The 13,191-nt window shown below is 62.8% G+C and carries 13 protein-coding genes; all 13 read right to left on the reverse strand.

All coding sequences use genetic code 11. The annotated features are described in order from the left end of the window. Nucleotides 1–65: 65 nt before the first annotated feature. On the reverse strand, nucleotides 66–1,604 hold the full coding sequence (locus tag I2H31_RS03090) for a carbon-nitrogen hydrolase family protein (RefSeq protein ID WP_394368952.1): 1,539 nt from the start codon (nucleotides 1,602–1,604) through the stop codon (nucleotides 66–68). A 360-nt stretch (nucleotides 1,605–1,964) separates the two neighbouring features. Then, the gene (locus tag I2H31_RS03095) at nucleotides 1,965–2,828 is read right to left on the reverse strand and encodes a hypothetical protein (RefSeq protein ID WP_196291526.1); all 864 of its coding nucleotides are present in this window, start codon (nucleotides 2,826–2,828) and stop codon (nucleotides 1,965–1,967) included. Between the two features lie 121 nt (nucleotides 2,829–2,949). Continuing rightward, the gene (locus I2H31_RS03100; protein WP_196291527.1) at nucleotides 2,950–4,101 is read right to left on the reverse strand and encodes a T9SS type A sorting domain-containing protein; all 1,152 of its coding nucleotides are present in this window, start codon (nucleotides 4,099–4,101) and stop codon (nucleotides 2,950–2,952) included. Between the two features lie 78 nt (nucleotides 4,102–4,179). Next, entirely contained in the window at nucleotides 4,180–4,839 is a 660-nt protein-coding gene (locus I2H31_RS03105) for a CoA transferase subunit B (protein WP_196291528.1), read from the reverse strand. Between the two features lie 155 nt (nucleotides 4,840–4,994). Further along, on the reverse strand, nucleotides 4,995–6,437 hold the full coding sequence (locus I2H31_RS03110) for a serine hydrolase domain-containing protein (RefSeq protein WP_196291529.1): 1,443 nt from the start codon (nucleotides 6,435–6,437) through the stop codon (nucleotides 4,995–4,997). Nucleotides 6,438–6,452: 15 nt separating this feature from the next. Then, nucleotides 6,453–6,704, reverse strand: coding sequence for a hypothetical protein (locus I2H31_RS03115; protein WP_196291530.1), 252 nt, complete (start codon nucleotides 6,702–6,704; stop codon nucleotides 6,453–6,455). After that, complete coding sequence (locus tag I2H31_RS03120) at nucleotides 6,697–7,077, reverse strand: hypothetical protein (protein WP_196291531.1); 381 nt, start codon at nucleotides 7,075–7,077, stop codon at nucleotides 6,697–6,699. Before I2H31_RS03120 ends, I2H31_RS03115 begins: the two co-directional genes overlap by 8 nt. Nucleotides 7,078–7,098: 21 nt before the next feature. Next, nucleotides 7,099–7,800, reverse strand: coding sequence for a CoA transferase subunit A (locus I2H31_RS03125; protein ID WP_196291532.1), 702 nt, complete (start codon nucleotides 7,798–7,800; stop codon nucleotides 7,099–7,101). Continuing rightward, entirely contained in the window at nucleotides 7,797–9,032 is a 1,236-nt protein-coding gene (locus tag I2H31_RS03130) for a carboxypeptidase-like regulatory domain-containing protein (protein ID WP_196291533.1), read from the reverse strand. Before I2H31_RS03130 ends, I2H31_RS03125 begins: the two co-directional genes overlap by 4 nt. Beyond that, nucleotides 9,032–10,246 (reverse strand): carboxypeptidase-like regulatory domain-containing protein, encoded by a 1,215-nt coding sequence (locus I2H31_RS03135; RefSeq protein WP_196291534.1) that lies wholly within the window; start codon nucleotides 10,244–10,246, stop codon nucleotides 9,032–9,034. The genes I2H31_RS03130 and I2H31_RS03135 overlap by 1 nt, the downstream gene beginning before the upstream one ends. A gap of 69 nt (nucleotides 10,247–10,315) precedes the next feature. Further along, a complete protein-coding gene (locus tag I2H31_RS03140) occupies nucleotides 10,316–11,263 on the reverse strand; it encodes a bifunctional riboflavin kinase/FAD synthetase (RefSeq protein ID WP_196291535.1) in 948 nt (315 codons plus the stop codon). A 184-nt stretch (nucleotides 11,264–11,447) separates the two neighbouring features. Next, nucleotides 11,448–12,302, reverse strand: a complete 855-nt coding sequence (gene truB / locus I2H31_RS03145) for a tRNA pseudouridine(55) synthase TruB (RefSeq protein ID WP_196291536.1) — start codon at nucleotides 12,300–12,302, stop codon at nucleotides 11,448–11,450. Continuing rightward, a complete protein-coding gene (locus I2H31_RS03150; RefSeq protein WP_196291537.1) occupies nucleotides 12,299–13,129 on the reverse strand; it encodes an undecaprenyl-diphosphate phosphatase in 831 nt (276 codons plus the stop codon). The genes truB and I2H31_RS03150 overlap by 4 nt, the downstream gene beginning before the upstream one ends. Nucleotides 13,130–13,191: the final 62 nt, after the last annotated feature.

Here is a 13,191-nt window from a genome sequence, read left to right on the forward strand (position 1 = left end):
CAAAGCATTGTGCAGGGCTTTTCACGGTTTCATGACGTTCCGGGCGGCATGGGCCCGAACGCCGGCTACCCGGCCGCCACGGCCTTGCGGCGGCTGGTGCGGGGCAGGCGCTCGGTGCCTTGCTCCAGCAGCTCTTCGTCGCGGTCGGTTTTTTTCACGGTCCAGCTCAGCGAGTAGAGGTCCTTGCGGCGGTCGCGCAGGTTGCGCACGGCGCCGCTGGTGTTCAGGTCCTTGAGCAGGTCCAGGTCGAGGTCGGCAATCAGGGTCATCTCGGTGTTGGGCGTGGCTTCGGCCACGATGGCGTCGTGCGGGAAGGCAAAGTCCGAGGGGCTGAACACGGCCGACTGCGAGTACTGAATGTCCATGTTTTCGACCCGCGGCAGGTTGCCCACCGAGCCGGTGATGGCCACGTAGCACTCGTTCTCGATGGCCCGGGCCTGGGCGCAGATGCGCACGCGCTGGTAGGCGTTCTTGGTGTCGGTCCAGAAGGGCACGAAGAGGATTTTCACGCCCTCGTCGCTCAGCATGCGGGCCAGTTCCGGAAATTCCACGTCGTAGCACACCAGAATGCCGATTTTGCCAAAGTCCGTGTCGAAGCACTTGAGCTTGTCGCCGCCGCGCATGCCCCAGTAGCTGGCCTCGTCGGGCGTCACGTGCAGCTTGTACTGCTCGTCCACGGTGCCGTCGCGGCGGCAGAGGTAGGCCACGTTGTGCAGCTTGCCGTCCTCGTACACCGGCATCGAGCCGGCCACGATGTTGATGTTGTAGCTCACCGCCAATTCCATCATTTTGAGCTTGATGGGTTCCGTAAACGCCGCCATGGCCCGGATGGCCACCGACGGCGAGTCTTCGTTGGTGAGGGCCATGAGCGGGGCGTTGAAGAACTCCGGGAACATCACGCAATCAGATTTATAGCCCGAAACGGTGTCCACGAAAAACTCCATCTGCTGGAGCAGGTCTTCCAGGCTGCGGGTGGCGCGCATCTGCCACTGCACAATGCCGATGCGCACGTTGCTCTTCTGGTTGCCGATGAGCTTTTCCTTCTCCTCGTAGTACACGTTAATCCATTCCAGCAGCGTGGCGTAGGCCTTGCTTTCGGAATCGTAGGGCAGGTAGCCCCGGATGAGCTTGCGGACGTAGAACTCGTTGGAAAGCTGGAAAGTGAGGATGGGGTCGACCAGTTCCTTGTTGCGCACCATCTCCACGTACTTGGCGGGCGTCATCTCGTTGGCGTAGGCGGCGTAGCCGGGAATGCGGCCGCCCGCCACCATGGCGCGCAGGTTCAGGTTCTCGCACAGCTCCTTGCGGGCGTCGTAGAGGCGGCGGCCCAGGCGCAGCGAGCGGTACTCGGGGTCCACGAACACGTCGACGCCGTAGAGCGTGTCGCCGTCGTCGTCGTGGGTGTCGAACTTGCCGTTGCCCGTGATTTTGGCGTAGGTGTGCTTGTCGCCGAACTTGCTGTAGTCCACGATGATGGCCAGGGCCGCGGCCACCAGGCGGCCATTGTCCTCGATGCCAATCTGGCCTTCGGGAAACTTCCGGATGAGGGCCGCAAACTCATCGGCCGCCCAGGCGCCTTCCATGTTGGAATACACCTTGTCCATGATTTCCTTGATGGCCTTAAAGTCGGAGCGGCGCAGGGTACGCAGCACCAGCTTGTGGGCCGGCACCGCGGTGGGCGTGAGGCGTTCGGCCACCGGGGCGGCGCTGGGGGTAGCTATTTTTTTGGCGTGGGCGCCGCCGGGGGCGGTTTTGCCATTAGAAGCAGCAGAAGATTTGCCGTTGGAGGAAGTGGCCATATTACTAAGAAAAACGAAACTGCAAGGAAAAGAGCAAAAAAGCGGTACGGTGCCGCTGGCCGAATGGACCTGCTCAAAATTACCCGTAAAAAAACCCGTCGACAGATTCTGCCAACGGGTAATCAAACGAAAACGGCGGCCGAACGGTGCGAACGTTCCCTAAATTCATGGCCGGCGACCATTGTGCTGCTTGGGTTGTTTGGGAAAAACGGGGAGGAAGCCAATCGAGGAGCCAACGGATTTGTTGGGCACGAGCCGCTTGGCTTCGTCGTAGCTGTAGCCGTCATTAATCTGTTCGACGTAGACGGTGTAGACCGAAAACCCGGTGGCCGCCACGCCCGGGCTCACGGGCACAACGGCGCTGGGGCGGGCCGCATCTAGCCGAATAATGGAGGCATCGGCCCCCGCCCGGTACACCGAATCTAATGCGCCAGCCCGTGGGTTACGGTACTCAAGGCCGGGGTATAGCTTCACCAAATGGTATTCCTCTTTGGTGGTTTCGTCGGGTGCAGCAAACCTGTGCGCCGCGGTGAGGGCAATGCGCCTGGGCAAGTCATCAATGGATTCGAGCGCCACCCAATAGCCAAAATACCGAGCGTTGATGCCCTGGTCGGTGTAAAAGCGGTACGAGTCGTTCAGCACTGACTGGTCGGGCTGGGCGGTGGCGGCCGGCAACAGGCCGATGGCCTTGTCGTTTTCGAAGTATTCCGTGTAGTCCGAGCGCAACAGCTTCTTCGGGTATTTCAGCCGCAGCAATTGCCGGGCCGGCACCGAAACGTGGAAAATCGTGCGGTTGGTGGGCACGTTCTGGAAGTTGGTGCCAACCGCCGCAAGCTGCCGCAGCTTGATTTTGACGTCGACCGGCTGCGCGTCTTTGTTATACAGCAGCAAGTAATGTTGCAGGGAAGTGCCTTCGCGTTCCCAAACGCTCCAGCTAACCAAGTTGTCCGAGTTTAGGCCAACGACAATCTGACTGCCCCACGCGGGCGGGCGCAGCACCAGGAGCAAGAGCAAAAGCGCTATTCTCATCGTTGTAATTACGGCTTATGGATTGCTGCAATAGTGCAGCCAGGCATGTGATGCCGCCGATAAGCCAATGGCACACGCTTCGGGATTAGGAGCTGCCTCCCAAGCTGGGGCAATACCAACCTTACTCCCGCACCACGCGCCGGGTGGCCGTGCCGCGGGCCGTGGTCACGGTGAGCAGGGCCACGCCGCGGAAGCCGCCAAACGCGTCGGCGCCGAGCGTGAGCACCTCGGCGGAAGTGCTGAAGCCGCGCCGGAACAGCTGCCGCCCCACCAAATCGATGGCCGAAACGGTGAGCGGGCCGCTGCCCGCCGGCAGGCTGAGCGTGAGCGGAGTGCCCGCGGCCGACGGATTGGGATACGCATTCAGGGCCGCGTCGGTGGCCGCGTCGCGGGTGGCCAGGCGCACCGGGCGGCGGTAAATGTCGCGGTATTCCACGTTGGTGATGGTTTCCTGGCCGGCCAGTAGCGTGGTGGTGATGGTGAGCACCGGCACGTGCTGGGCGTTGGCCAGCCACTTGTATTCGCGGGTCACCGGCACATCAAAACCCTGGCTGATGGGGCCCACCGAAATGCTGTCGTGGTCCTCCAGGCGCGTCACCACGCGCACCGTCTGGAACGTGCCAAAGGGCGTGGTGAGGGTGCCCCAGGCGTCGGGCTTGTTCACGCGCTTGCGCTTCTGGCTGAGGTAGCCCACGGCCGCGGCCGCCGCCGGGGTGGTGAAGTAGGAATTGCTGGAATCGGCGGAACTGGCGAAGCTCAGCGGAAAGCGGTAGATGACGTCCTGCTGGGCGTGGCTCGCGTAGGTGACCGGCACCGTCGCGCCTGACACCGTGCCCCCAAAGCCCACCGACCGAAAATCCTGCACCGCCGCCGCAGCGCCCGACAACGCGAAAAACTGGTAGGTATCGGTGAGCGGGACGAGGCCGCCCGCCGCCACCGGCAGTGCCTGCGGCGAAGCCACGGTGGCCCGGTTCGCGCCGCCGAACGGCCCAAAGGTGAGGCCGTAAACCAGCGGCGACGTGGCTATGGCGGTGCTGGCCGGCAGAAAGGTTTCGACGCGCTGCGTGGTGGGCGTTAGGCTGGCGTAGTTCCAGGTTTGGTTGGCGCCGCGCCGCGACAGGGGCGGCGCCGCGGCGGGCAGCACCGGGCTGGCCACGCTCAGCCGCAGGGTGTCGACGCCGGCCGTCAGGCTCGGCATGTCCGTTCGGTCGATGATGGGCGATTGGGCCAGCGCCGGCCCGGCCAGCAGCAAAAAGGGTAGGAGTCGGCGCATAAAATCAGCTAAATAAGTGACCACGAAGGTACGCGCAGAAGCACCGCAGATTGCTATATGAAACCGCCGCCGCCGTGTTTACACGCCTTGCATTTCGGGCACCTCGCCTTCGGGCACCACCAGCTTGCCGGCGGTGGCGGCCTGGATTTGCTCCACGCTCACGCCGGGGGCGCGCTCGCGCAGCACAAAGCCGTCGGGCGTCACGTCGAGCACGGCCAGCTCGGTCACGATTTTCTTCACGCAGCGCAGGCCCGTGATGGGCAAGGTGCAGTCGGTGAGGAGTTTGCTGGAGCCGTCGCGGGCCACGTGCTGCATGGCCACGATGATGTTTTTGGCGGAGGCTACCAAATCCATGGCGCCGCCCATGCCCTTCACCATCTTGCCGGGGATTTTCCAGTTGGCAATGTCGCCGCGCTCGCTCACTTCCATGGCGCCGAGGATGGTGAGGTCCACGTGCTCGCCGCGAATCATGCCGAAGGAGTCGGCGGAGGAGAAGATGCTGGAGCCGGGTAGCGTGGTCACCGTCTGCTTGCCGGCGTTGATGAGGTCGGGGTCGACCTGGTCTTCGGTGGGGAAGGGGCCCATGCCGAGCAAGCCGTTTTCCGACTGCAGTTCCACGTTGATGCCGGCCGGAATGTAGTTGGCCACCAGCGTGGGAATGCCGATGCCGAGGTTGACGTAGGAGCCGTCTTTTACTTCCTGGGCGATGCGCCGGGCGATGCCGTGTTTGTCAAGCATGATGAGGGTTTCTGGGTGTTCGGGGTGGGAATGAAGTTTAAAAAGGCCGTCATGCAGAGCGCAGCGAAGCATCTTTACTGCTGTAGTAATTAATTGCATTGAGCAGTAAAGATGCTTCGCTGCGCTCTGCATGACGTTCTGCTTACATGACAGGCTTACGGCTTTTGCTCAGCAACAAACGACTGATAAACGGCCGTCTTAAACTTGCCCGCCAGGTCGCCGGCCGTGCCGCTGGGGTATTTCTGGGTGTAAATCAACGCCACCAGTTTGGCTTTAGGGTCGACCCAATAGGTGGTGCCAAAAATGCCGCCCCACTCATACGAGCCTTCCGACAGGCCGAACGGCTGCCGGGCCGCACTCTGGGCCGTGGTGATGCTGAAGCCCAGGCCGAACTTGTTGCCGCCCTGGCTCACGTCGCCCATTTGGTTCTGGGTTATCAGGGCCACGGTGGCGGGCTTTAGCAACTGGCGGCCGTTGTAGGAGCCGTTGTTCAGCATCATTTGCAGGAAGCGGGCATAGTCGTCGATGGTGGACGAGAGGCCCGCGCCGCCCGAGAAATAGGTGCCGCCCGATGCTTTCGGATAGTTTGGATACATGCCGTCATGCGGCTCCATGAACACGGTTTGGTGCGCGGCGTTTTCGGTGTAGAGTTCAGCCAGCCGGTTCTGTTTGTCGGCGGGCAGGTAAAACCAAGTGTCTTTCATGCCCAGCGGCTCAAACAGGCGCGTGCGCAGGTACTGGTCCAGCGGCTGGCCCGAAAGCACCTCAATCAGCCGGCCCAGCACGTCCACGCTCAGCCCGTAGGTGAACCGCTCGCCGGGCTGGTGCATCAGCGGCAGGGTGCCCAGCGCATCCATGGACTTGGCGAGCGAGCCCGCCGGCGTGCCGATGCCGCTCGGAATATGCGCTTTGGCGTAGATGGCGCGGGCTTCCTTCGTCCCAATCACGGGGTAGCTGATGCCCGAGGTGTGGGTGAACAGCTGCCGGATGGTGATTTCGCTTTTGGCTGGCACCGTGGTGTAAGTCGTGTCCTTCTCGTTGAACGTGGCCAGCACTTTCGGGTTTTTGAACGCCGGCAAGTACCTTGAAATGGGGTCGTCGAGCTGGAATTTGCCTTCGTCGTACAGCAGCATCAACCCAATGCTGGTAATGGCCTTGGTTTGGGAAGCAATGCGGACGATGGCGTCGGTGCGCAGGGGCGTTTGCTGCACGAAATCGTCGTAGCCTACGGCTTTGCGGTACAGCACCTTGCCGTCGCGCATCACCAGGGCAATGGCGCCGGGCACGCGCTTGTTGGGGCGGAGCAGCACTTTGCCGCTGCCATCGTTCAGCACTTTTGCCAGCGGGCCCGTGCCGGGCTGGTCGGCGGTGTATTCCTGCAGCAGTTGGTCGATGCGCTGGGCTTCGGCCGGGTCCACGGTGGGCGGGGCGGCGGCCAGCAGCCTGGCCCGCGTGCCCGGGCCTCCGATGGCGGGCAGCAACGTGCTTTTGATGGCCGGGCGGGGCGGCGCTTTTCGGGCGGGCGCGGCCACCTGGGCTGCGGCGCCGTAGCCACTCAGCAGCAGAAGCAGGGCGAAAGATTTTTTGGGTAGAAGCATAACGAATTTAACCAGCTAGCGGCCCACCGGGCCAGGAGAAGAAACGGGCGCCCGCCGGGCGGCGGCCAGGCGGCGCAGCTGAAACCACTGCACCAGGTGCACGCCCACCAACAAAGCCAGCACCCCGGGAATGAGCAGCAATAGTACCCAGGCATTGGCTTCGTTGTAGGAAGTATGCGTGCGGTTGCCCAGGTTCACCATGAAATCGGTGCAGTACCAGAACGCAAAACGCACCAACCGGGCGCCCACTGCCAGCAAATTATTCACGGCGCAGGGACTTTAGTTGCCGAATCAGCACCGCGTTGCGCAGCGCCCCATACGTGAGCCACAGCAGCAGCAGCGGAATCAGCACGAGGTAAAAGGCGATGTTGACCGTGGCGTACCACTGCCGCCCGCCGCCCATCAGGCCCTGCACCGTCGCGTTATAGACTGGGCGCAGCCGGAAATAAGCCGGACTGTTGGCCGGCGTGGCGTGCGGGCAGTTGTGGGCCTCGCAGTAGCGCGAGCAGCGGCCGGCCAGCCGGGCCGTAGTAGGCGCCGGGCTGGTTTCGTTGAGGTATACCCCAAACGCCACCGGCACCAATGCCATCAGCAGCACCACTAGCCCCAGCACCAAACGGATACGCAGCGCAACTCGCATAACTCAGGCCGCTGGTTGGTTCTACAAAGCGGCCCGCACCGTGCGTTGCTCGATGCGCTTCTCGTAGCGCTCGCCCTGGTAGATGCGCTGCACGAAAATGCCCGGCGTGTGAATCTGGTTGGGGTCGAGTTCGCCGGCGGGCACCAGCTCTTCCACTTCGGCCACCGTGATTTTGCCGGCCGTGGCCATCATCGGGTTGAAGTTGCGGGCCGTGCCCTTGTAGACGAGGTTGCCGGCCGTGTCGCCTTTCCACGCTTTCACGAAGGCGAAATCGGCGTGCAGGGCGGTTTCGAGCAGGTACATTTTGCCGTTGAACTCGCGGCTTTCCTTGCCTTCCCCCACCTCCGTGCCGTAGCCGGCCGGCGTGTAAAAGGCCGGAATGCCCGCGCCGCCGGCCCGGCAGCGCTCGGCCAAGGTGCCCTGCGGAATGAGCTCGACTTCCAATTCACCGCTCAGCAGCTGGCGCTCAAACTCAGCATTTTCGCCCACGTAGCTCGAAATCATCTTGCGCACCTGCTTGGTTTGCAGCAGCAGGCCGATGCCGAAATCATCGACGCCGGCGTTGTTCGAGATGCAGGTCAGGTTTTTGACGCCGAGGCGCAGGATTTCCTGAATCGAGTTTTCGGGGATGCCGCACAGGCCGAAGCCGCCGAGCATCAAAGTCATGCCATCGGCCAGGCCCTGCAGGGCTTCCTGGGCATTCGAGACGGTTTTATCTATCATGGGGTGGGTTGGGAAGGGGCGGCCGCCGGGGCCGGCGGCCGGTAATTGACGGGTAAAAATTCACCCATTTTTTCGAACCCCCAGTATTCGTCGGTGAATACGCCCAGCGGGTTCGTCAGTTGGCCGTTGGGCTGAATCTCAATTTCAGGCTCCAGCAGGATAAGCTGCGACACCTGCCGGTCGCTCGGCGGCAAGGGCGCGTTGGTGGGCAGCGCCGTGCGAAGCTGGTAAAGCGGGTCGGGCCCCTCGCGCAGGTAGCTCACCTGCAGGTTGTCGACGAAGCGCAGGTAAACGTGCTGGCCATCGGCCGACACGCGGCGCAGGCTGTCCAGCGGCCGGGGCCTGGTGTAGAGCATCGAAAAAGCCTGCGGCACCCGGGCCCAGCGCGCCAGCGAGTCCTGGTCGGCGCGCGAAAAGACGGTGCCCATGCGCTCGTTGCGCAGCTGGCGGGCCAGGCTGTCGGCCCGCGCAAAGCGCCGGTTGGGAATGATGCGCAGCCGCTGGGCCAGGAAGCCGCCGGCGGTGAGGTCGCCGTCGCGCACGCTTTGCAAAAAGTGGGTGAGCGAGCCGTGGTAGGCCTTCGCGCGGTTGGCAGTCCAGCGGCGCTGCTGGCGGGCGCTGCCGCTCATTTCCTCAAACACCGGCTGCCCGTAGAAGCTGACCACGTGTTGGTTAAAATTGGTGACGAAGCGCAACCCGTAGTACTTGATGCGGTAGCCCAGCGCCTGATTATCCACCTGCACGAACTTGTAGGAAGAGGCCGTCAGTTCGTTGGCGTCCGCATTAAAATCGACCAGCACATCGTCTGGATTCCGAATGCGGCACTGCGCCGAAAACGTGCTGCGGCCCAAAAACAGCTCCACAAATTTCTGGTAGTCGTCGGCGCGGTGCGGGTTGGGGCGCACCACCACTTCGCCCAGCCGGTTGGCCGTCGGGCCCAGCCGCAGCGTCACTTCCTGCGGGGCGGCGCCCACGGTCACGGGCTGCTTGGCCAGGCGGTAGCCCACGTAGGAGCCCACCACGTCGTAGCTGCCGGCCGGTACGCTTTTGAACACGAAGGTGCCCTGCTCGGTGGTCGTCACGCCCAGGGTCGTGTTGGCCAGAAACACGCTGGCAAAGGCCAGCGGCTGGTGCGTCACCGAGTCCTGCACCACGCCGCTCAGGCTGCCCTGGGCCCGGGCCAACCCTGGCGCTAACACCAAACTAAGCAGAAGCAGCAGGTACCGACGCATTAGGGGCGGGCGGGGCCGGCGGCGGGCGGCAGGCTGCCCGGCACGTAATCAACCGGCAGAAACTCTCCGATTTTCTCGAAGCCCCAGTACTCGCCGTTGAACACATCCAGCGGGTTCAGCAGCGTGCCGTTGGCCTGGAACTGGGCCTCGCGCCCCTGCAGCTTCAGGCGCGACACCTGCCGCGGGCCGGTCGGAAAAGGCGGTTTCGGGTAGCCCAGCGGCGACATCGGCCGCTTATACAGCGGGTCGGGCGCCTCGCCGAAGTAGGCCACCTGCAGCTCCCCGTTGAAGCGCAGAAACGTGCGCTTGCCGTTGGGCGACACCCGCCGGATGCTGTCGATGGGCAGCGGCTGCTGGTTGAGCGTGGCCAGCATGGGCGCCAGGCCGTCCCACTGGTCCAGCGAGTCCTGCTCGGCGGCGGTGTAAGCGCCGTCGGGCTTGCCGGCCACCAGGGCCTTGCGCTGCTCCTCGGCGCGCAGGTATTTGGGGTTTTCAAACACCCGAATCTGCTGGGTATAAAATCCTTCGGCCTTGAGGCGGTCGTTGTACACGCTCCGCAGAAAGTGCATGAACGAGCCTTTGTAGGCCGTGAGGCGGTTGGCGGCCCAGAGCTTGCGCTGGCGCTCGTCTTTGGGCTTCAGCTCCTCAAACACCGGCTGGCCGTAATAGAACACCGAATGGTCGTTGTCGCTGAAAGAGAACTGCAGGCCGTAGTACTTCAGGCGGTAGCCCAGGGCTTCGTTGTCAATCTGCAAAAAGCCCTTCGTCTGGGCCGTCAGCTCCTTGGTCGAGTCGTCGTAGAGCACCTGCACGTCGTCGGGGTTGCTGATGCGGCACTGGGCCGAAAACGTGCTGCCGCCCAAAAACAGCCGCGAGAATTTCTGATACTCCTCGGGCTTGTTCGGGGCCGGCTTCACCACCACTTCGCCCAGCTGGTTGCCGTTCGAAGCCAGCTTGAGGTTCACTTCCTGGGACTCTTTGCCCACGGTGATGTTCTGCTTGGCCAGGCGGTAGCCCACGTAGGAGCCCACGATATCGTAGGTGCCGGCCGGCACTTTCGGAAACACGAACGTGCCCTGCTCCGTGGTCGTCACGCCCAAGGTGGTATTGGCCAGAAACACGCTGGCAAACGACAGGGGCTCATTCGTGGCCGAGTCGCGCACCACGCCCGTGAGCTTGCCCTGAGCCTGCGCTGCTTGGCCAGTGAATAGCAAAAAGCAGCTTATTATTAATAAGCGGAAATAACTCATAGTGAAAGACATGAACTAAAATAAACAAGAAGCCTACGCCAGCGCCGCGCGCGTGGCCTGGGCATCCAACGCCAGCTGGGCCGTTAGCGCGTCCAGGCCGTCGTATTTTTCTTCGGCCCGCAGCCAGGCCACGAACTCCAGCGTCAGCAGCTGGTCGTACAAATCGCCGCTGAAGTCGAGCAGGTTCACCTCAATGGTCTGGGCCAAATCGTTGCCAATGGTGGGCCGCACCCCAATGCTGAGCATGGCCGGGTGCCGCGGGCCCGCCGCCGTGGTGGCCCACACCGCGTAAATGCCGCGCGCCGGCACCAGCTTCAGCGGCTCGGTGGTGGCGAGGTTGGCGGTGGGGTAGCCTATCGTGCGGCCCAGCTTTTGGCCGTGCACCACCCGGCCCGTGAGCGGGTAGGGGTAGCCGAGGTAGCGGTTGGCGGTGGCCACGTCGCCCTGCCGCAGGGCGTGGCGAATGCGCGTGCTGCTCACGCCCACGGCGTCCACGTCCTCGCGCGGAATTTCTTCCACCGTCAGGCCGTAGCGGTCAGCGTTTTGGCTCAGATAGTCGAAGCCGCCTTCCCGGTTTTTGCCAAAGCGGTGGTCGTAGCCGATGACGAGCTGCCGGGCGCCCACGGTCTTCAGCAGCAGGTGCTGGATGTATTCTTCCGATGTCCACTGCGCAAACTCCCGGGTGAAGGGCACGATGAGCAGATAATCAACGCCAAATTCAGCCAGCTTCTCTATGCGCTCTTCCAACGTGTTGAGCAGCTGCAGTTCCAGCAGCTCGGGGTGGGAGGGCGGTGGGCCCAGCACCAGCCGCGGGTGCGGCCAGTAAGTAATGACCACCGACGGCCCGCCGCTGGCCTGCGCCACCTCGCGCAGCCGCCCCAAAATGCGCTGGTGCCCCAGGTGCACGCCATCGAAGGTGCCGCTGGTGACAACGGCATTGCCAAGAAACGGAAACTGGGCCGGGTCGCGGATGACGTGCATTGAAAGCGCCGGAGAAGCGAAAAGGTGAAGTGAAACTGTGCCGCGAAGGTAACGGGCGTTGGTTTGAACAGCGTAGAGGCGCAATATTTTGCGTCTCGTCGTCCGCGCCACCTGGGGGCGTTCGGCTTCCGTGTAGGCGTCGTTCAACGACTCGTTCAACGACGAGACGCAACATGTTGCGTCTCTACTCCGGCGCTTCCGTCGGCCCAGCGTCAGCGGCAGTACCTGCTGCTGCTTGATGCTCCTTGGCAGCCAAAGCATCGGCTTGCAAAGCGGCAAAATATTGCAAGCCAGCGCGGTTGGGCGCCGTTTTGGGCCGCTCCCGGCGCGGGATGTCGCTTTCACCCTCGGGCCGCGGCGGGCGCAGGGCCTGAATGGCTTCCAGCGAAAACGCATCTTCGACCCGAAACTCGCCGATGCGCGTGCGCACCAGCCGCGTGAGGTGGGCGCCGCAGCCCAGCGCCACGCCAAAATCGCGCGCCAGGCTGCGCACATACGTGCCCTTGGAGCACACGATGCGAAAATCCACTTCCGGCAGCGCAATGCGCGTCAGCTCGAAAGCCTTGATTTCGACGGTTTTCGATTTGATTTCGGCGTCCAGGCCCTGGCGGGCAATTTCGTAGGCGCGCTTGCCGTCGATTTTTACGGCCGAAAACAGCGGCGGCGTTTGTTGGATGAGGCCGAGGAAGGGCGTCACGGCGGCCCGAATCTGCTCCTCGGTGAGGTGGGCGTAGGGGCGGGCCATGTCCACGGCCGTTTCCAGGTCGAAGCTGGGCGTGGTTTCGCCGAGGCGGAAGGTGCCGGTGTACTCCTTTTCCTGGGCCTGAATCTGGTCGATTTCCTTGGTTTTCCGGCCGGTGCAGAGGATGAGCAGGCCGGTGGCCAGGGGGTCGAGGGTGCCGGCGTGGCCGATTTTCTTGATGCGCAGGGCGTTTTTCACCTTGCGCACCACGTCGAAGGAAGTCCAGGTCAGGGGCTTGTCCAGAAGCAGGACTTCGCCCGTTTCAAAATCGAAATCGGCCAGGCTTTTGGTACTCATAGCACGTGCAAAGGAAGTTTCAACGCCAGCATCAGCAGCAGAATGCCGCCCGCAATGATGCGGTAGATGCCGAAGGCCCGGAAGCCATACCGGGCCACGAAGCCCACGAACAGCCGAATGGCCAGCAGCGCCACCACAAAAGCCACCACATTGCCCAGCAGCAGCATTTTCAACTCCGCGCCCGAAAACAGGTGCATCACGTCCACGCCGTGGGCTTTGGCCTCCTTGTAGTAATCGTAAATGTCCTTCACGGCCGCCGCCGCCATGGTGGGCATGGCCAGGAAAAACGCAAACTCCGCCGCCGCCCGGCGCGTGAGCTTCTGGGTGAGGCCGCCGATGATGGTGGCCGCCGAGCGGCTGGTGCCCGGCACCACCGCCAAGCACTGAAACAGGCCGATAATCAGGGCTTCCTTGAAGCTGGGGTTGGTGACCGGGTGGCCGCCCTGGTTGGGCTCTTCCTGCGGAAACCACTTGTCGATGAACAGCAGCACCACGCCGCCCACGACGAGCATCACGGCTACCGTCGTCACCGATTCCAGCAGCGCGTCGATGTGCTTTTTGAACAGCAGGCCCACCAGCACAATGGGCAAAAACGCCACCAGCAGCTTCAGATAAAAGTCGATGCTTTGGAAAAAGCGCTTGAGGTACACCACGAACACCGACAAAATGGCCCCCAACTGAATGACCACCAGATACAGCTTGAAAAACGGCGTGGCCGGAATGCCCAGCAGCGCCGACGCGATAATCATGTGGCCGGTGCTGGAAACGGGCAAAAACTCAGTTAGCCCCTCCACAATGGCGAGGAGCAGCGCGTGCCAATAGGTCATTTTTTAACGGTTAGTGGGTAACGGTTAGGGGTTAACGGCTAACAGATTTCTCATTGGCCATT

The sequence above is a fragment of the Hymenobacter ruricola genome (genome assembly GCF_015694525.1).
In the GTDB taxonomy this organism is placed as follows: Bacteria; Bacteroidota; Bacteroidia; order Cytophagales; family Hymenobacteraceae; genus Hymenobacter; species Hymenobacter ruricola.